Origin of the sequence: Vogesella sp. XCS3, assembly GCF_020616155.1 — a bacterium.
Taxonomy (GTDB): Bacteria; Pseudomonadota; Gammaproteobacteria; order Burkholderiales; family Chromobacteriaceae; genus Vogesella.
Genome location: NZ_CP085530.1, coordinates 3,248,232 through 3,266,518, shown reverse-complemented (window position 1 = coordinate 3,266,518; position 18,287 = coordinate 3,248,232). Strand labels below are relative to the sequence as shown.

General features: G+C 58.9%; 15 protein-coding genes and 1 riboswitch. Of the genes, 3 read left to right on the top strand and 12 right to left on the bottom strand.

Annotated features, from left to right (window positions below):
- The first annotated feature begins 81 nt into the window (after nucleotides 1-81).
- The gene (locus LCH97_RS15540; RefSeq protein WP_227302471.1) at nucleotides 82-1,911 is read left to right on the top strand and encodes a sensor domain-containing diguanylate cyclase; all 1,830 of its coding nucleotides are present in this window, start codon (nucleotides 82-84) and stop codon (nucleotides 1,909-1,911) included.
- Nucleotides 1,912-1,961: 50 nt separating this feature from the next.
- Here LCH97_RS15540 and metF read toward each other — a convergent pair whose 3' ends face one another.
- The 3 genes from metF to metK form a co-directional block, all read right to left on the bottom strand.
- Nucleotides 1,962-2,798, bottom strand: coding sequence for a methylenetetrahydrofolate reductase [NAD(P)H] (metF, locus tag LCH97_RS15535; protein ID WP_227302470.1), 837 nt, complete (start codon nucleotides 2,796-2,798; stop codon nucleotides 1,962-1,964).
- A 139-nt stretch (nucleotides 2,799-2,937) separates the two neighbouring features.
- Complete coding sequence (gene ahcY / locus LCH97_RS15530) at nucleotides 2,938-4,338, bottom strand: adenosylhomocysteinase (protein ID WP_227302469.1); 1,401 nt, start codon at nucleotides 4,336-4,338, stop codon at nucleotides 2,938-2,940.
- Between the two features lie 102 nt (nucleotides 4,339-4,440).
- Nucleotides 4,441-4,506: riboswitch (S-adenosyl-L-homocysteine riboswitch) on the bottom strand.
- 195 nt (nucleotides 4,507-4,701) lie between these two features.
- Nucleotides 4,702-5,871: a methionine adenosyltransferase gene (gene metK / locus LCH97_RS15525; protein ID WP_227302468.1), complete on the bottom strand. Its 1,170-nt coding sequence runs from the start codon at nucleotides 5,869-5,871 to the stop codon at nucleotides 4,702-4,704.
- 67 nt (nucleotides 5,872-5,938) lie between these two features.
- On the opposite strand from metK, the gene LCH97_RS15520 reads away from it, so the two are divergent.
- Both LCH97_RS15520 and LCH97_RS15515 read left to right on the top strand, forming a co-directional pair.
- A complete protein-coding gene (locus LCH97_RS15520) occupies nucleotides 5,939-6,820 on the top strand; it encodes a lysophospholipid acyltransferase family protein (RefSeq protein ID WP_227302467.1) in 882 nt (293 codons plus the stop codon).
- A gap of 10 nt (nucleotides 6,821-6,830) precedes the next feature.
- Nucleotides 6,831-7,697, top strand: a complete 867-nt coding sequence (locus LCH97_RS15515; RefSeq protein ID WP_227302466.1) for a lipid A biosynthesis lauroyl acyltransferase — start codon at nucleotides 6,831-6,833, stop codon at nucleotides 7,695-7,697.
- A 296-nt stretch (nucleotides 7,698-7,993) separates the two neighbouring features.
- Here the strand turns inward: LCH97_RS15515 and LCH97_RS15510 are convergent, their stop codons facing one another.
- Genes LCH97_RS15510 through nuoG form a run of 9 tightly spaced genes read right to left on the bottom strand, consistent with a single transcriptional unit; the run spans nucleotide 7,994 to nucleotide 18,286 of the window.
- Nucleotides 7,994-8,290 carry a DUF2818 family protein gene (locus tag LCH97_RS15510; protein ID WP_017509617.1) on the bottom strand — a complete coding sequence of 99 codons (297 nt, stop codon included), beginning with the start codon at nucleotides 8,288-8,290 and terminating at the stop codon, nucleotides 7,994-7,996.
- 14 nt (nucleotides 8,291-8,304) lie between these two features.
- Complete coding sequence (gene nuoN, locus LCH97_RS15505) at nucleotides 8,305-9,759, bottom strand: NADH-quinone oxidoreductase subunit NuoN (RefSeq protein WP_227302465.1); 1,455 nt, start codon at nucleotides 9,757-9,759, stop codon at nucleotides 8,305-8,307.
- A 19-nt stretch (nucleotides 9,760-9,778) separates the two neighbouring features.
- Nucleotides 9,779-11,275 (bottom strand): NADH-quinone oxidoreductase subunit M, encoded by a 1,497-nt coding sequence (locus LCH97_RS15500; RefSeq protein ID WP_026108086.1) that lies wholly within the window; start codon nucleotides 11,273-11,275, stop codon nucleotides 9,779-9,781.
- 40 nt (nucleotides 11,276-11,315) lie between these two features.
- On the bottom strand, nucleotides 11,316-13,352 hold the full coding sequence (gene nuoL / locus LCH97_RS15495; protein WP_227302464.1) for an NADH-quinone oxidoreductase subunit L: 2,037 nt from the start codon (nucleotides 13,350-13,352) through the stop codon (nucleotides 11,316-11,318).
- A gap of 36 nt (nucleotides 13,353-13,388) precedes the next feature.
- A complete protein-coding gene (gene nuoK, locus LCH97_RS15490; RefSeq protein WP_026108088.1) occupies nucleotides 13,389-13,694 on the bottom strand; it encodes an NADH-quinone oxidoreductase subunit NuoK in 306 nt (101 codons plus the stop codon).
- A gap of 22 nt (nucleotides 13,695-13,716) precedes the next feature.
- The gene (locus tag LCH97_RS15485; protein ID WP_227302463.1) at nucleotides 13,717-14,364 is read right to left on the bottom strand and encodes an NADH-quinone oxidoreductase subunit J; all 648 of its coding nucleotides are present in this window, start codon (nucleotides 14,362-14,364) and stop codon (nucleotides 13,717-13,719) included.
- Between the two features lie 9 nt (nucleotides 14,365-14,373).
- Nucleotides 14,374-14,853 (bottom strand): NADH-quinone oxidoreductase subunit NuoI, encoded by a 480-nt coding sequence (gene nuoI / locus LCH97_RS15480; protein ID WP_197693963.1) that lies wholly within the window; start codon nucleotides 14,851-14,853, stop codon nucleotides 14,374-14,376.
- Between the two features lie 22 nt (nucleotides 14,854-14,875).
- The gene (nuoH, locus tag LCH97_RS15475; protein ID WP_227302462.1) at nucleotides 14,876-15,922 is read right to left on the bottom strand and encodes an NADH-quinone oxidoreductase subunit NuoH; all 1,047 of its coding nucleotides are present in this window, start codon (nucleotides 15,920-15,922) and stop codon (nucleotides 14,876-14,878) included.
- Between the two features lie 3 nt (nucleotides 15,923-15,925).
- Nucleotides 15,926-18,286, bottom strand: coding sequence for an NADH-quinone oxidoreductase subunit NuoG (nuoG, locus tag LCH97_RS15470; protein ID WP_227302461.1), 2,361 nt, complete (start codon nucleotides 18,284-18,286; stop codon nucleotides 15,926-15,928).
- Nucleotide 18,287 lies beyond the last annotated feature (1 nt).

Here is an 18,287-nt window from a genome sequence, read left to right as displayed (position 1 = left end):
GCCTTTTTCACGCCTGCCACCCCCTGTTCAAGCCACCTGCAACTGCCTATATTGCAGCCATATCCCCCTGGAATGCCCGCCTTGAAACTCGCCAATCCACTCGCCCGCCCGTGGCTCATCGCCATCGTTGCCGCCAGCTGCGCATTCTGCCTGCTGGTGGCAGGCGTTCGCTTCTATCTGGGTAGCGAGCAACAGCAGCAGCTCTTGCAGCGCGTGCCAGTACAGGTGCAGCAACAGTTCATGCCACTGCTGGCGCAAAGCGTGTGGGATGTCGACCCGCTCATGGAGCAAAAGCTGCTAAAGGGTATACAAAGCCTGGAGGGCGTGGCAGAAGTCAGCCTGCTGAACAACCGTGGCCAGGTGCAACTGGTCTTAAGCAGCCAGCTGCCGGCTAGCCATCGTATCGAGCTGCCAATACAGGCTGCAGGCACCGGCGAACAACCCTTGGGCACCCTGCGCTTAAGCTTGTCGCTACGCAGCCTCGAATACACACTGTGGCGGGATATCGCCCAGACTCTGGCCGAACTGATCGTAGCTATTCTGTTAATGACAGGGCTGACACAGCGTTACCTGCAACGCCAGATCCTGACGCCACTGGCACAGCTGACAACCCGTTGGCACAGCCCGGATAGCGCCGGGGTACACGCGGCAAAAAATGAAATCGACCTGCTAGACCAGACATTGCAGCGCTACGACCAGGCCAGGGAGGCGCTACTGCAAAGCACCAGACAAACGTGCTTCGAGCTGACACAACAACGCGACCAGTTATCCAGCCTGCTGGCCATGCGCACCGCCGAGCTAGACCAGCTATCACGCTTTCACCAGATGGTCTCGGAAATGTCTAGCCGCCTGATACAGCTGGACCACGCCGAGATTGAAAGCGAGATCCGCATCGCCCTGTCGCGCATCGGTAACTTGCTGGAAGTGGATCGCTGCTACCTGTTCAGGGTGGCGCCATCGCTACGCATTCACAACACCCAGGAATGGTGCCGTGCCGGCATACCGAGTACAGCCCACCTGTACGAAAACTACCCGCTACAGGAGTCCGCCTGGTTTGTGCCGCAGCTGATCAAGCAGCATCTGGTGGCCTTAAGCCAGCTGGAGGATATGCCGCCAGAAGGCCATAACGAGCGCATGCGCTTTGCCGCCCACGGCATCCAGAGCATTGCGGTGGTTACCCTGTCTTATCAGGGGCAAGTGTTGGGCTTCTTTGGCTGCGACAGTGTGCTGCAAAAGCGCGACTGGCTGGACAAGGAGCTCACCCTGATGCGGCTGTTCAGCGAGATGCTGAGCCATATCTTGTTGCAACGCCAATATCGGCAAACGCACGAAACCACACGGCAAGAACTGGCATTGGCACGTGACAAGCTGGATGCCATGGCCAATATCGACGGCCTGACCGGCCTGGCAAACCGCACGACCTTTCAGCTGCAACTACGGAAAGCCTATAAGCAAGCCAGAGAAAACAGCCAGGCGCTTTCCCTGCTGCTGCTCAATATCGATGCCTTCAGCGACTACAACGCCTGCTTTGGCCACCTGGAAGGCGATCACTGCCTGATACGCCTGGCCGACGTACTGCAACAACACTTTGCCCGGCAAACCGTGGTGATAGCCCGCCTGAGCGGAGACGAATTCGGCATTCTGCTACCCGGCACCAGCGCCGACGCCGCCTACCGCCAGGCAGAAAACCTGCGGCAAGCCATCTGGCAACTTGGCATACCGCACATCAGCTCCAGCGTCTCCACCTGCATCACAGCCAGCGTGGGCGTAGCCAGCCTGGATAGTGCGCAACACGACAATGAGAACACCCTGCAAGAAGCCGCAGCACAATGCCTGTACCAAGCCAAACAACTGGGGCGCAACCGTGTCATCAGCGCCAGACTCGGCCTGGACGACGACGTATCCGCATAAACAAAAACCCCCTGCCGCAACGCGGCAGGGGGTTGTGATCATGCCGGGATTTATAGCCCCAAACGCTGCCAGATGGTGGATACAGTACCGGCCTGGTTCAGCGTGTAAAAATGCAGGCCGGGCGCACCATTTGCCAGCAGGCGGTCGCACAGCTCGGTCACCACATCCAGCCCCAGCGCACGGATAGACGCGGTGTCGTCCATATACGCCTGCATGCGCAAACGCAGCCAGCGCGGCACTTCGGCGCCGCACATGTCCGAGAAGCGGCACAGCTGGCCGAAGTTGGCGATCGGCATGATGCCCGGCACGATAGGGATGTCCACGCCACGCGCCTGTGCCTCGTCCACAAAGCGGAAGTAGGCGTCGGCGTTAAAGAAGTACTGCGTCATCGCCGAGTTGGCACCAGCCTTTACCTTGCGCACAAAGTTGTTGATGTCGTCTTCGGCCGACTTGGCCTGCGGGTGAAATTCCGGGTAGGCCGCCACTTCGATATGGAAGTGATCACCGTGTTCTTCACGGATAAAGCTCACCAGCTCGTTGGCGTAGCGGAATTCGCCCGCCTCCACCATGCCGGATGGCATGTCGCCACGCAGCGCCACGATATGGCGGATGCCATGATTACGGTATTCGTTCAGGATGGCGCGGATGTTGTCGCGCGTGGAGCCGATACACGACAGATGCGGTGCAGCGGCGTAGCCCTCGTTACGGATCTCCAGCACGGTGGACAGCGTACCGTCACGCGTGGTACCTCCGGCACCAAAGGTCACAGAGAAAAATTCCGGGTTGAACTGCGCCAGCTGCTGGCGCGTCGTGCGCAGCTTGGCCACGCCTTCTGGCGTGCGCGGCGGGAAAAACTCGAAACTGAAGGTACGGTTACGTTCTGTCATGGCGAACTCTAGCAAATAGTCTGTGATGGTCCCTGGCACCCCGCGCCGGTCTGCTGCCGCTAACGGGTGCGGCCAACGTTGGCCGCAAAAACGGGCAGGTCATTTTACTGCCCTGCCCGTTTCACGCTGACATCAAATATCAATAACGATAGTGTGCAGGCTTATATGGGCCTTCTTTCGGCACGCTGATGTAGGCAGCTTGCTGGTCGCTCAGCTCGGTCAGGCGGGCACCGATGCGCTCCAGGTGCAGGCGGGCCACCATTTCGTCCAGGTGTTTCGGCAACACGTACACTTTGCTGTCGTACTTGCCCGGGTTGGCGAAGATCTCGATCTGGGCCAGTACCTGGTTGGTAAACGAGTTGGACATCACGAAACTCGGGTGGCCGGTGGCGCAACCCAGGTTTACCAGACGACCTTCGGCCAGCAGGATGATGCGCTTGCCGTCCGGGAAGATGATGTGGTCAACCTGTGGTTTGATGTTGTCCCACTGGTACTGGCGCAGGCTGGCGACTTCGATTTCGCTGTCGAAGTGGCCGATATTGCACACGATGGCGTTGTTGCGCATGCGAACCATGTGGTCGTGGGTGATCACGCCCACGTTACCGGTGGTGGTCACAAAGATGTCGGCCTGGTCGGCCACTTCATCCATGCGTACCACGCGGTAGCCTTCCATCGCTGCCTGCAGTGCGCAGATCGGGTCAATTTCGGTGACCCATACGGTAGCGCCCAGGCCACGCAGGCTTTGTGCGCAACCCTTGCCCACGTCGCCGTAGCCCAGCACCACGGCTACTTTACCGGCGATCATCACGTCGGTAGCACGCTTGATACCGTCAACCAGCGATTCGCGGCAGCCATACAGGTTGTCGAATTTGGACTTGGTAACGGAATCGTTCACGTTGAAAGCCGGGAACGGCAGCGCGCCGTCTTTTTCCAGCTGGTACAGGCGGTGTACACCGGTGGTGGTTTCTTCGGTTACGCCCTGGATGTGCTGCAGGCGTTTGGAGTACCACTGCGGGTCGATGGCCAGGTAGCGCTTGATGGCGGCGTACAGCGCGGTTTCTTCGTCGTTGGTGGGGTTGGCCACCACGCTGATGTCTTTTTCGGCCTTGCTGCCCAGCATCAGCAGCAGGGTGGCGTCGCCGCCGTCGTCCAGAATCATGTTGGCAGGCTGGTTGTCCGGCCATTCGAAGATCTTGTGGCTGAATTCCCAGTACTCGTCCAGGCTCTCGCCCTTGAAGGCAAATACCGGAATCTTGGCGGCGGCAATCGCGGCGGCGGCGTGGTCTTGTGTAGAGAAGATATTGCACGAGGCCCAGCGTACGTCGGCACCCAGCGCGGTGAGGGTTTCGATCAGCACGGCAGTCTGCACGGTCATGTGCAGGCTACCGGCAATGCGCGCGCCACGCAGCGGCTGCGCATCCTTGAACTGCTCGCGAATTGCCATCAGGCCCGGCATTTCGGTTTCGGCAATGTTCAGCTCTTTGCGGCCCCAGGCGGCCAGGTTGATATCGGCAACAACGTAGTCGTTGAAGTCAGCCATCGTGCAAATCCTTTATCACGAAGGCCGGGAGGGATGGCTCACCCGCGCATCCCGTGCCCGGCACGGGTTATTCCGGCTACCAGGTAGGGTGGCCGATGAACAAGCAGGTGAGCGCCGTTTTGAACTGTTCCGGGCCTGGGGCATGGCCTCGCAGCGCTCCCCGGAATCCTGACATTATGGCAGAAGATGGTTAAAAGGTTGGCCGCAATTCGCGTAAAAAATACAGGCCGCAACAATCAGCCCCACCGGCATGCGTGTTCTACCGCCTGGCCGCGCCATACAAGCCTCCAGACGTAAAAACGCCCCACCTGGTAACAGGCAGGGCGCGGATGGCAAGCCGCAGTATGCGGCCAACCTTGGGCCTTACAGACCGGCAGCAGCGCGCAGCGCTTCTACCTTGTCGGTACGCTCCCAGGTGAACTCCGGCTCTTCGCGACCGAAGTGGCCGTAAGCGGCGGTCTTGGCGTAGATCGGGCGCAGCAGGTCCAGCATCTGCACGATGCCTTTCGGGCGCAGGTCGAAGTGCTGTTTAACCAGCTCGACGATTTGCTCGTTCGGGATCGCGTTGGTACCGAAGGTATCCACGGCGATGGAGGTAGGCTGCGCCACGCCAATAGCGTAGGAAACCTGTACCTGGCACTGGCGAGCCAGACCGGCAGCAACGATGTTCTTGGCCACGTAGCGGCAAGCGTAGGCGGCAGAGCGGTCTACCTTGGACGGATCTTTACCGGAGAACGCGCCACCGCCGTGCGGTGCGGCACCACCGTAGGTGTCCACAATGATCTTGCGACCGGTCAGGCCGCAATCGCCTTGCGGGCCGCCGATAACAAAGCGGCCGGTCGGGTTGATCAGGTATTTGGTTTCAGCGGTGAGCATCTCTGGCGGCAGTACCGGCTTGATGATCTGCTCGATTACCGCTTCGCGCAGGGTGTCGTAGTCCACATCCGGGTGGTGCTGGGTAGACAGTACGACAGTATCGATACGCTTGGGCAGGCCGGTAGCGGTATCGTATACGCAGGTGATCTGGCTCTTGGCATCCGGGCGCAGCCATGGCAGGCGGCCGTCCTTGCGCAGCTCCGCCTGACGCTGCACCAGGCGGTGCGCGTAGTAGATCGGGAACGGCATCAGGGTTGGCGTTTCGTCGCAAGCGTAGCCGAACATCAGGCCCTGGTCGCCAGCGCCTTGTTCCAGGTCCAGGCCCTGGCCTTCGTTCACGCCCTGGGCGATATCCGGCGACTGCTTGTCGTAGCACACCATCACGGCGCAGCCGTTATAGTCGAAGCCCATTTCGGAGCTGTCGTAACCGATGCGCTTGATGGTTTCGCGCGCAATCTTGATGTAGTCCACGTTGGCCGTGGTGGTGATTTCGCCGGCCAGTACGGCCAGGCCGGTGTTCACAAGCGTCTCGGCCGCTACGCGGGCGTATTTGTCCTGGGTCAGGATGGCGTCCAGAATCGCATCGGAAATCTGGTCCGCTACTTTGTCCGGGTGACCTTCCGAGACCGATTCAGAGGTAAAGAGATATTCGCTCATTGTCTTCGTTCCAGATAATGGCCAGTGAGTTAAGGTAAAATAGCGCGTTTCGTTAGCGTACAAGCCCATGACCCGACTCGCACGTTTGATACTGCAGGCACTCGCGTCCCTGCCCCTGCCTGTGTTGCATGCCTTGGGCAGCTTGCTTGGGCGAATGCTTTATTATGCGTCACCCCGTGTCCGCTCGCGCATACGCGAGAATCTCGACACGAGTAAAATCGCTGGAAGTTATCAGCTTTATCAAGCCCTCGTCAAACAGTCTGCCGCAGAAAGCGGTAAAGGCATGCTGGAGTTATCGATAGCGTGGTGTCGTGAGCCGGCCTATATGATATCGCTGGTGAAACAATGCCATGGCTGGGAGCACGTCGAGGCAGCGTTGGCCGCAGGCAAGGGGCTGATCTTTGTCACGCCTCACCTAGGCAGCTACGACATTGCCGGCCGCTATCTCAGCTCGCGCCTGCCCTTCCCGCTTACCGCCATGTACAAGCCCTCGAAACTGGCCTGGCTGGAACCCATCATGAACGAAGGCCGTGCGCGTGGTAGCGCCAAAACGGCCCCCGCAACGGGTGCCGGTGTGCGCCTGCTGATGAAGGCACTGAAATCCGGCGAAGCCACCATCATCCTGCCCGACCAGGTGCCAGGCAGTGGCGAGGGCGTCTGGGCACCATTTTTCGGCCAACCTGCGTTTACCATGAGCCTGTTGCCGCGCCTGGCGCAGATGCAGGACGTTGCCGTGCTGTGGTTTACTGGCGAGCGCCTGGCGAATGGCCAAGGCTTTGCCGTGCACATCCAACCGCAAAACGTACCCTTTACCGGGGACAAGCAGCAGGATGGCGCCATCCTGAACGCCGAAGTGGAAAGCCTGATCCGCCGCTGGCCTGCCCAGTACCTGTGGAGCTACAACCGTTACAAGCGCCCGGCTGGCGCGCCTGCCCCTGATTCCGAATGAAAGCTGTCTGATGAAACTTGCTCTGGCCCTGTTGTGGCTGATTCACCTGCTCCCCCTGCGCCTCATTCATGCCCTGGCCTGGCTGCTGGGCCAGCTGGCTTACGCACTAGCCAAAGAACGCCGTCGCGTGGGGCTGATCAACCTGCGCCTGTGCTTCCCCGACATGAGCCCGGCGCAGCGGCGTACGCTGATACGCGCCCACTTTGTCGAAATGATGAAACTGGTACTGGAATACGGCGTGGTGTGGTGGTCGTCGCCGGACAGGTTACGCAATCTGGTCGAGATACGCGGCCTGGAGCACCTTAGCCGCCTGCGCGACGCCGGCGAAGATGTCATCCTGTTCTACCCGCATTTTGTCGCCTTCGAAATGTGCGCCTACCGTCTGAACCTGGAAGTACCGCTGGTCAGCGTCTATGCGCACCAGAAAAACAAGACGCTGGACGAACAGTTCTACAAAGGCCGCAACCGCTTTAATAACGCCTACATCGTGTCGCGCCAGGAAAGCCTGCGCAGCATCATCAAGGCCATGCGCAAGGACCACACGCCATTCCTGTATCTACCCGACCAGGACTTTGGCGCACGCGACTCGGTATTCGTGAAGTTCTTTGAAACCGACGCCGCCACCATTACCGGCCTGTCGCGCATTGCCGGGCTGGCCCGCGCCAAGGTGGTACCGGCCATTGCCCGCCGCGAAGGTAGCCGTTTTGTGCTGGACATCTACCCGGCGTGGGAAAACTACCCGTCGGATGACGTGGTAGCCGATACCCGCCGCATGAATGCCTTCCTGGAAGAGCGCATCCGCGAAACGCCGGCACAGTATTTCTGGCTGCACAAGCGCTTCAAGAGCCGCCCGCAAGGCGAGGCGCGCTTTTACTAAGCCCGCTGCCCCGCATGCAAAAAGCCGCTGCCAGTGCAGCGGTTTTTTATTGATCTATCAACACCAGCTTCCATCCTTATCCCCCCGCCCACTGGCAGCCATGCTGCCTAGCCAGCCCGTGCAAACCATGCGCACAAGCATCAAGCCTTGCCATGCCTGCAAGGTTGGCCGCAGCACAAGAAAACAGCTGACGCAGGGGCGGGGATCATCAGTCACTACTACTTATACTGGATACCACACGCCAGCACAGAAACGAAAAAAGCCCGGCATGCGCCGGGCTTTTTCATGCGGCCAACTTAGTGGCTGCGTGCCTGCCAGAAATACCGGGCGACAAAGCCCGGGAAGGCAAAAACCATGAACAGCGAAAACGTTGTCACATAGAACTGCCAGTTCTGCACGTGCACAGGGCTGATACGGCCCTCCAGCACGCGCGCCAGCAGACCCAGCAACAGGTACAGCGCTACCAGCTCCAGCAAGTGCCAGCCAAAATGCTTGTTGGCCAGTTTCTTGATACCTGCCAGACGCTGGGTAGCGAAAGGCAGGTTGGCCGCAACAAAGGCCAGAACGAGCAGGGTGATAACGCTGGTTTCCATCAACTATTCCTTGATTACAGGCTGTGAAGCGACAATTGCATCGCTTCGACACACATGGCCACCAAACGTTCCGGCACCACGCCCAATACCAGCAGGGCAATACCGTTTACCGACAGTACCAGCTTCATGTCTGCCGGCATGGCAATCGGGCTGTTGTCCTGTACTTCATCGAAGTACATCACTTTCACGGCGCGCAAGTAGTAGAAGGCGCCGATCAGCGACATGATCACAGCCACCACGGCCAGCCATACCAGGTTGATGTTCACGACAGCCTGGATCACGGCAAACTTGGCATAGAAGCCAGCCAGCGGCGGAATACCAGCCATGGAGAACAGCGCCAGCAGCATTAGCAGGGCGTACCAGCTGTTGCGGCCGTTCAGGCCTTTCAGGTCGTCCAGGGTTTCGCACTCAAAACCGGCGCGCGACAGACCCAGCAAGATGCCGAAGCCTACCAGCGTGGTCAGCACGTATACCACGGCATAGAACAGTGCCGAGGCGTAGCCTTCCGGTGTACCCGCGATCAGGCCCAGCAGCAGGAAACCCATGTGCGAGATGGTGGAGTAAGCCAGCATGCGCTTGATATTGGTCTGGGCAATGGCGGTAATGTTACCGATTGCCATGGACAGTACCGCGATGATGATCAGCATGCCCTGCCAATCCGCCACCATGGCACCCAGACCCTGTACCAGGATACGGATGACAAACACGAAGGCGGCCAGTTTCGGCGCGGCACCAATCATCAGCGTCAGCGCAGTAGGCGAACCCTGGTAAACGTCCGGCACCCACATGTGGAACGGTACGGCGCCCAGTTTGAACGCCAGACCCGCTACGATGAACACCAGGCCGAAGACCATCAGGGTGGTATTGGCACTGCCACCGGCAACGGCTTTCGCCACGGTAGCCAGATCCAGTGTGCCGGTAGCACCGTACACCATGGACATGCCGTACAGCAGCAGGCCGGAAGCTAGTGCGCTCAGTACGAAGTACTTCATCGCGGCTTCAGTGGCTTTTACCGAGTCACGTTGCAGGGCAATCAGCGAGCACAGCGACAGCGACAGCAGCTCCAGGCCCATGTACAGGCTGATGAAGTTACCGGCCGACACCATGATGTTCATGCCCAGCAGCGCAAACAGCGCCAGGGTGTAGTACTCGCCCTTGAACAGGCCACGATCTTTTACATACTGGCGGGTGTACACCAGCACAGTAGCAGTTACGCCATACATGGCGACCTTGACGATGTCCGCCATCGGGTCATCGACAAACAGGCCACTAAGGGTAATGGTGCTGAAGGTTTCAAAAGTAGATACCTGCAGGAACGCAGCTACCGCCAGTGTCACCAGGGACAGGCCGTAGGTAATGCCGCGCTTGGCATCCGAGATAAAGAGGTCAAGCATCAGGATGACCAGCAAAGCTCCGAGCAGAAACATCTCGGGCAATGCCGGCATCAGGTTGAGATCAGCCCAATTCATTAGCGTTGTCCTTGTAAGCTTAGAGCTTGCTTTGCGCAACGTGCGCAATCAGATCGTTCACGGAGAGGTGCATCTTCTCCACGAACAGCTGCGGGTACAGACCCATGCCCAGTACCGCCAGCGCCAGGATGGCCAGCACCAGGAACTCGCGCTTGTTCACGTCTTGCATGTGTTCTACGTGGTCGTTGCCTACTTCACCGAAGATCACGCGCTTGTACATCCACAGGGTGTACGCAGCACCGAAGATCAGGGTAGTGGCAGCCAAAGCAGCAACCCAGAAGTTCACCTGTACCGCGCCCATGATCACCATGAACTCGCCCACGAAACCGGAGGTAGCCGGCAGGCCGGAGTTGGACATGGCAAACAGCATCATGAAGGCAGCAAAGATAGGCATCTTGTTGGCCACACCACCGTAGTCGGCGATATTGCGGCTATGCACGCGGTCGTACATCACACCAATGCAGAAGAACATGCCGGCAGAAATGAAGCCGTGCGACACCATCTGCACCAGCGCGCCTTCCAGCGCCCAGACGTTCATCTGGCTACCGGTAAACAGGAACATGCCCAGAGTAACAAAACCCATGTGCGAGATGGACGAGTACGCCACCAGCTTTTTCATGTCGGTTTGCACCAGTGCCACCAGGCCGATATACACCACGGCGACCAGCGACAGGCCCACCATGATCGGGGCCACTTCCAGCGCAGCGTCCGGCACGATAGGCAGGGCAAATCGCAGGAAACCGTAAGCACCGATCTTCAGGGTGATAGCAGCCAGTACCATGGAGCCACCGGTAGGCGCTTCCACGTGGGCATCCGGCAGCCAGGTGTGAACTGGCCACATCGGCACTTTCACCGCAAACGACAGGAAGAACGCTACAAACAGCAGCAGCTGCACATCACGCGGGATCTTGGCCAATGCCTGAAAGGCTTCGATCTCGAAAGTCTTGCCAGCCTGGAAATACAGGTAGATGAACGCTACCAGCATCAGCAGGGAACCCAGCAGGGTGTACAGGAAGAACTTCACCGATGCGTATACACGGCGCGGGCCGCCCCAGATACCGATGATCAGGTACATCGGGATCAGCATGCCTTCGAAGAACACGTAGAACAGGATGGCATCCAGTGCTGCAAAAGCACCGTTGATCAGGCCCGACATGATCAGGAAGGCGGCCATGTAATGGCCGGCACGTTTCTGGATAACTTCCCAGCCAGCCAGTACCACCATCAGGGTGGTAAAGCTGTTCAGCACGATAAACAACATGGAGATGCCGTCTACACCCAGGTGGTAGCGAATCCCCAGGGATTCGATCCACGGCAGGTTCTCAACAAACTGCATGCCGCCATGCAGGTTGTTGAACTGGGTAAACAGCGGCAGCGATACCAGGAACCCCGCCAGGGCACCAGCCAGTGCCAGCCAGCGCGCCAGCGTGGCACGCTGGTCACCGCCGGTGGCCAGCACCAGAAGGCCCGCCACAATCGGAGTCCAGATCACCAGACTCAAAGGATTAGAAAACATATAGATAGCCTATTTGTTAAATCGATTCCGGTAACCAACCCTAGCGCAGGATCAGCGGCTTGAACCAGTAAGTCATCAATACCAGCACGCCCACAATCATGATGGCGGCGTAGCTGTAGATGAAGCCGGTTTGCAGCTTGCGAACCACGCTGGAGAAGTAGCCCACCAGACGCGCTGTGCCGTTTACCAGCAAGCCGTCAATCAGCAGCATGTCGCCGACTTTCCAGAAGAAAGTACCCAGCGCACGAGAGCCTTTGGCGAACACGGCGAAATAGATTTCGTCCAGGTAGTATTTGTTTTCCAGCAGGGCATGCACACCGGAGCACTTCTGCTTGATAGCGGCCGGAATATGCGGCGCCTTCATGTAGAAGAACCAGGCCAGTGCCACACCAGCTGCGGCCAACCAGAACGGCAGGCTAACAAAGGCATGCGTACCCATGGCCACGGCATCGTGTGCGTGGTGCATGGCCGCCTCCAGACCCGGGTGTTTCTCCAGGTTGGTGAAGATCACGCCTTTGAAGAACTCGCCACCTACCAGAGGGTGCAGGGCAAAGAAACCGATCAGCACGGACGGAATCGCCAGCATCACCAGCGGCAGGGTTACCACCCATGGCGATTCGTGCGGCTTGTCGTTCGGGCCCAGACCATGATGGTGCTCGTCACCGTGATCATCATCGTGGTGATGGTGATCGTGCTTCACCTCCATCCAGCGCTCCTTGCCATGGAAGACCAGGAAGTACATACGGAAGGAGTAGAACGCGGTAACGAATACACCGGCAATCACGGCAAAGTAGGCAAAGCCCGATGCCGACAGATTGCTCGCCTGTACCGCCAGGATGATGGAATCCTTGGAGTAGAAGCCGGAGAAGAACGGCGTACCGATCAGCGCCAGCGAGCCCAGCAGCGAAGTCAGCCAGGTAATCGGCATGTACTTGCGCAGGCCGCCCATATTGCGCATGTCCTGGTCATGGTGCATGCCCATGATCACGGAACCGGCGCCCAGGAACAGCAGGGCTTTGAAGAAGGCGTGGGTCATCACGTGGAACATGGCTACCGAGTAGGCAGACGCGCCCAGCGCAACAGTCATGTAACCCAGCTGCGACAGGGTGGAGTAAGCCACCACGCGCTTGATGTCGTTCTGCACAATACCCAGGAAGCCCATGAACAGCGCGGTAATCGAGCCGGCTACCATCACCACGTTCAGTGCGGTATCAGACATCTCGAACAGCGGGCTCATGCGCGACACCATGAAGATACCGGCTGTCACCATGGTGGCAGCGTGGATCAGCGCGGAGATCGGGGTCGGGCCTTCCATGGAATCCGGCAGCCACACGTGCAGCGGGAACTGGGCAGACTTACCCATGGCACCCACGAACAGCAGGATGCAGGTGACCGTCAGCAGCGACCACTCCACGCCAGGAATGATCTGGATGGTTTTGCTGGCCAGCGCAGGCGCGGCAGCAAACACGTCGGTGTAGTTCAGCGAGCCGCCGAAATACGCCAGTACCAGACCGATACCCAACAGGAAGCCGAAGTCACCCACACGGTTCACCAGGAACGCTTTCAGGTTGGCAAAAGTCGCCGTCGGGCGCTTGAACCAGAAACCGATCAGCAGGTAGGACACCAGGCCCACAGCTTCCCAGCCGAAGAACAGCTGGATGAAGTTGTTGGACATCACCAGCATCAGCATGGAGAAGGTAAACAGCGAGATGTAACTGAAGAAACGCTGATAACCCGGGTCTTCGTGCATGTAGCCGATTGTGTAGATGTGCACCATCAGCGAAACGCTGGTGACTACGACCAGCATCATCGCGGTGAGGGAGTCCACCAGGAAGCCGACAGAGAATTCAAAACCATTCACCGTCAACCAGGTATAGACAGGGCCATTGAATACCTGGGCGCTTCCATCAAGGAAGCCCTTCAGTACGCCAATCGAGAGAACCGCCGATACCGCCACGCCGAGAATTGTCACGACGTGAGCAGCACGGCGACCAATCGCCCATCCAAACAGGCCTGCAATGACCGACCCCACCAGAGGTGAGAGCGCAATCAGCAGGTATAAGCTCTTCATATCCATGTTTGTCGTGCTTTTTAGAATTGAAATCCGGTTTCTTTAGCCTTTGAGGCTGCCCAAGTCTTCTACGTTGATGGTGTCCATATTGCGGAACAGTACCACCAGGATAGCCAGACCGATTGCCGACTCAGCGGCAGCAACGGTCAGGATGAAGAAGACGAAAATCTGCCCTGCCGAATCCGACAGGAAGTGCGAGAAAGCGATGAAGTTGTAGTTCACCGCGAGCAGCATCAGCTCGATGGCCATCAACAGCACGATGAGGTTTTTCCGGTTCAGGAAAATACCCAGTACGCTGATGGCGAACAGGATGCCGGCCAGCACCAGGAAGTGTGTGAGTGTAAGCACGTGTCCTCCCAATCTACGGCCGTCAGGCCTGTTGCTCGTTAGAATCGGATACGGCGTCGTCCTGGCGCTTGGTAGCTGCCATTTTCACGACACGTACGCGGTCTTTGCTCTGCACGCGTACTTGTACCCCCGGATCAACATACTTGCTGTCTTTACGCTGACGGATGGTGATACCGATCGCAGCCACCATGGCTACCAGCAGAATCACGGCCGCAGCTTCAAAGGCCAGCAGGTACGTGGTGTAAAGCTGACGACCCAGCACCTTCACGTTGCTGATCTCGCCTGCCGCAGCAGCGGCAGCAGCCGGTTTCACATCGGCAAGATGCGCTTCCGGGCTGGACAAAACCAGTACGATCTCGGCCATCATGATCAGCGCCACGGTGGCGGCCTGCGGGAAATGACGCCAGAAACCTTCACGCAGTTTCTCTACGTTGATGTCCAGCATCATCACCACAAACAGGAACAGCACCATCACCGCGCCGACGTAGACCAGTACCAGGGCAATCGCCAGGAACTCGGCCTGCAGCAGCAGCCAGTGGCCGGACGCAGTAAAGAAAGCCAGCACCAAGTACAGTGCAGCATGTACCGGGTTTTTAGCCGTCACCACGCGGAAACCCGCGAAGATCAGGATCGCCGACAGAATATAAAAAACGACAGCCTGAAAGCTCATGAGTCCCCCTTAGCGATACTTGGCATCGGCAGCCTTGTTGGCCGCGATTTCAGCTTCGTACTTGTCACCTACCGCCAGCAGCATCGGTTTGGTGTAGTACAGATCGCCACGCTTCTCGCCGTGATATTCGAAGATATGCGTCTCGACGATGGCATCTACCGGGCAGGCTTCTTCGCAGAAACCGCAGAAAATGCACTTTGTCAGGTCGATATCGTAGCGGCTGGTACGGCGGGTGCCGTCGTCGCGCTGTTCGGACTCGATGGTGATGGCCATGGCCGGGCACACTGCTTCGCACAACTTACAGGCGATGCAGCGCTCTTCACCGTTGGCGTAACGGCGCTGCGCATGCAGGCCGCGGAAGCGCGGTGAAATCGGCGTCTTCTCTTCCGGGAACTGAACGGTGATCTTGCGGGCAAAGAAGTGACGACCGGTCACCATCAAGCCCTGCACCAGTTCAACCAGCAGGAAGGTTTTGAAAAAATTGCGGATCATTTCCATGCTTTAAGCTCCATCACTTCCAGAGCGACAGCGGACTCAGCATCCACAGGCCCAGAACCAGAATCGACACCAGCGTTACCGGAATAAACACTTTCCAGCCCAGACGCATGATCTGGTCATAGCGATAACGCGGGAACGTTGCACGGAACCACAGGAAGCAGAACAGTACCGCGGACATCTTCACCAGCAGCCAGACAATGCTGGATGCACCCAGTGCGCCCCAGCTTGCCGGGAACGGCGACAGCCAGCCACCCAGGAACATGATGGAAGTCAGTGCTGCCACCAGGATCATGTTGGCGTATTCGGCCAGGAAGAAGATGGCGAAAGCCATACCGGAGTATTCCACGTGGAAACCGGCCACGATCTCGGACTCACCCTCGGCCACGTCAAACGGGGCACGGTTGGTTTCTGCTACACCGGATACCAGGTACACGATGAACAGCGGGAACAGCGGCAGCCAGTTCCAGGAGAAGATCGAGCCACCGGCAATGCCCTGGCCTTGCTGGTTCACGATATCCACCAGGTTCAGGCTGCTGGACACCATCAGTACACCTACCAGCGCAAAGCCCATGGCCAGTTCGTAGGACACGATCTGAGCCGAAGAGCGCAGCGCACCCAGGAAGGAGTACTTGGAGTTACCCGCCCAGCCGGCCACGATCACGCCATACACGCCCATGGACGTAATGGCCATGATGTACAGCAGCGAGGCGTTGATGTTAGCCAGCACCATGGTGTCGTTGAACGGGATCACCGCCCAGGCAGCCAGCGCCGGCATGATGGACAGCACCGGAGCCAGCAGGAAAAGACCCTTGCTCGACTGGGTCGGCAGGATGATTTCCTTCATCAGCAGTTTCACACCGTCAGCCAGTGGCTGCAGCAGCCCTTTCGGGCCGACGCGGTTGGGGCCGATACGGATCTGCATGTAGCCGATCACCTTGCGCTCTGCGAGCGTCAGGTAGGCCACACCAATCATCAGCGGGGCAACAATGGCCAGGATTTTCAGCAGTGTCCACACTGCCATACCGGCCTCGCTACCCAGCAAACTTTGCAGAAGTTCCATGGATTAACCTCGCTTGATCTGAATCGGTTCGAACATGCCAGCCAGCGCCTGGGTAGCAGGATGAGCCGCAGCAACGCGTACCACTCCTTCAGCCAGCGCCTTGTCGGCACGTACTTGCAGGCTTACCGAGGCACCACCCTGCTCTACCACAACGGCGTCACCGTCGTTCAGGCCCAGACGGGCGGCATCGACAGGGCTAACGCGCACTACCGGAGTAGCGGCGGCTTCGGTTTGCTGCAGGGACGGTGCACGGCGGCAGATCGGGTCGGCGTGGTACAGCGGTACCTCACCCACACGTACCAGGCCGGCAGCAGCCGGTGCAGCCACGTTGGCCGCAGTGGTAGCCAGTGCATTATTCAGCTTGGCGGCGATGTCACCCTTGGCCAGCAGCTCAGCGCGTACGTCTTCGGCGGAGTTTTGCTCGAAGCCGTCCAGGCTCAGCATATTGCCCAGCACGCGCAGCACCTTCCACCCCGGACGCGCTTCACCTTGCGGGCGCACCACACCGTTGAAGCTCTGCAGCTTGCCTTCCATGTTCACGAAAGAGCCGGCAGTTTCGGAGAACGGCGCTACCGGCAGCAGTACGTCGGCGTAGTCCAGCAGACCGGCACCTTTATAAGCAGTCAGCGCAATCACGGTGGCAGCCTGTTTCATGGCAGCAACGGCTTGCTGGCCGTTATAGGTATCGGCTTCCACTTCGGCGTTCAGCAGGAAGTAAGCCTTGCGCGGGGCAGCCAGCATGGCGGCAGCGGACAGGCCGGCCGTCACGGCAGCACCCATAGGGCCACGTGCCGGGTTCGCGCCCGCTACGTCGGCACCTACGCTGTTGGCGGCTTCGGCAGTAATACCGAAACGTGCGCCAGTCACGCGGGACAGTTCTTGCGCCAGCGACAGCAGCTCAGAGAACGCCGGGTGGTGTTGCGCTACGTTACCCAGGATGATGGCGGCGTTATCAGTTGCGCACAGGCTGGCGGCGATGGCTTGCGCCTGCTCGCCCACGTTGGCCGCAGACAGATCCAGCGCACTTTCCGCACCCTTGATCGACACGGCAGCCTTCAGTACCTGGGCCAGACCATTCACCAGCGCAGCCGGGGAAACGATCAGCTTGGCATTCAGCGTGGTAAACAGCTCGTCGTCGGCAACGTGAATCACGTTCAGCTGGGTACCCTTTTTCACCGATTGGCGAATACGGGAAGCCAGCAGCGGCTGTTCCTGGCGCTGCGAGGAACCCACTACCAGCAGCGACTTGGCCGCGGCCAACTCGGTGATGGAGGAGCCCAGCCACAGTGCACCTTGCTGGGCGGCTGCTACGCGGCTGTCGCTACGGCGCAGGGCGGCGTCGATGTTGTTTACGCCGAAGCTGCGGGCCAGTTTCTGGGCCAGATACAGCTCTTCGGTGGTGCTGTGCGGGCTGGTCAGGAAGCCGATAGCGTCTTTGCCATGGTCGGCAGATACGCCGTTCAGGCCTTTCACTACGTATTCCAGCGCAGTCTGCCAGTCGGTTTCGTGCCACTTGCCGTCGAACTTGATCATCGGCTTGTGCAGACGCTCGGCGCTGTTCAGGCCTTCGTAGGAGAAGCGGTCACGGTCGGCCAGCCAGCATTCGTTGATGGCTTCGTTTTCCAGTGGCAGAACGCGCATGACTTCGTTCTGTTTGACCTGCACGATCAGGTTGGCACCCAGGCCGTCGTGCGGGCTCACCGACTTGCGACGCGACAGCTCCCAGGCACGGGTGCTGTAACGGAACGGCTTGGAAGTGAGCGCGCCCACCGGGCACAGGTCGATCACGTTACCGGAGATTTCCGAATTCACGGTTTTGCCCAGGTACGGCATGATTTCCGAGAATTCGCTACGGTTAGCCATACCGATTTCCTGGAAGCCACCGATTTCGTCGGTGAAGCGTACGCAGCGGGTGCAATGAATGCAGCGGCTCATTTCCTCGGCGGAAACCAGCGGGCCCATGTCTTTGCCTACCACAACACGCTTTTCTTCCTGGTAACGGGAGCCGGAATTACCGTAGCCCACGGCCAGATCTTGCAGCTGGCACTCACCGCCCTGGTCGCAGATAGGGCAATCCAGCGGGTGGTTGATCAGCAGGAATTCCATTACGCCTTGCTGGGCCTTTTTGGCCAGCGGGGACGCAGTGTGCACTTTCATGCCATCTGTTACCGGCGTGGCGCAGGCCGGCAGCGGCTTCGGTGCTTTCTCCACTTCTACCAGGCACATGCGGCAGTTGGCCGCAATGGACAGCTTCTTGTGGTAGCAGAAGTGAGGGATGTAGGTACCGGCAGTATGGGCGGCATCAATAATGGTGCTGCCCTGGTTGACTGTCAGTTTTTTACCGTCGATTTCGATTTCAAGCATC

What these genes read in the sequence shown, in the direction of transcription:
- metF (WP_227302470.1), bottom strand. Translation starts at nt 2,798, where the DNA reads ATGACAGAACGTAACCGTACCTTCAGTTTCGAGTTTTTCCCGCCGCGC.
- ahcY (WP_227302469.1), bottom strand. Translation starts at nt 4,338, where the DNA reads ATGGCTGACTTCAACGACTACGTTGTTGCCGATATCAACCTGGCCGCC.
- metK (WP_227302468.1), bottom strand. Translation starts at nt 5,871, where the DNA reads ATGAGCGAATATCTCTTTACCTCTGAATCGGTCTCGGAAGGTCACCCG.
- LCH97_RS15520 (WP_227302467.1), top strand. Translation starts at nt 5,939, where the DNA reads ATGACCCGACTCGCACGTTTGATACTGCAGGCACTCGCGTCCCTGCCC.
- LCH97_RS15515 (WP_227302466.1), top strand. Translation starts at nt 6,831, where the DNA reads ATGAAACTTGCTCTGGCCCTGTTGTGGCTGATTCACCTGCTCCCCCTG.
- LCH97_RS15510 (WP_017509617.1), bottom strand. Translation starts at nt 8,290, where the DNA reads ATGGAAACCAGCGTTATCACCCTGCTCGTTCTGGCCTTTGTTGCGGCC.
- nuoN (WP_227302465.1), bottom strand. Translation starts at nt 9,759, where the DNA reads ATGAATTGGGCTGATCTCAACCTGATGCCGGCATTGCCCGAGATGTTT.
- LCH97_RS15500 (WP_026108086.1), bottom strand. Translation starts at nt 11,275, where the DNA reads ATGTTTTCTAATCCTTTGAGTCTGGTGATCTGGACTCCGATTGTGGCG.
- nuoL (WP_227302464.1), bottom strand. Translation starts at nt 13,352, where the DNA reads ATGGATATGAAGAGCTTATACCTGCTGATTGCGCTCTCACCTCTGGTG.
- LCH97_RS15485 (WP_227302463.1), bottom strand. Translation starts at nt 14,364, where the DNA reads ATGAGCTTTCAGGCTGTCGTTTTTTATATTCTGTCGGCGATCCTGATC.
- nuoH (WP_227302462.1), bottom strand. Translation starts at nt 15,922, where the DNA reads ATGGAACTTCTGCAAAGTTTGCTGGGTAGCGAGGCCGGTATGGCAGTG.
- nuoG (WP_227302461.1), bottom strand. Translation starts at nt 18,286, where the DNA reads ATGCTTGAAATCGAAATCGACGGTAAAAAACTGACAGTCAACCAGGGC.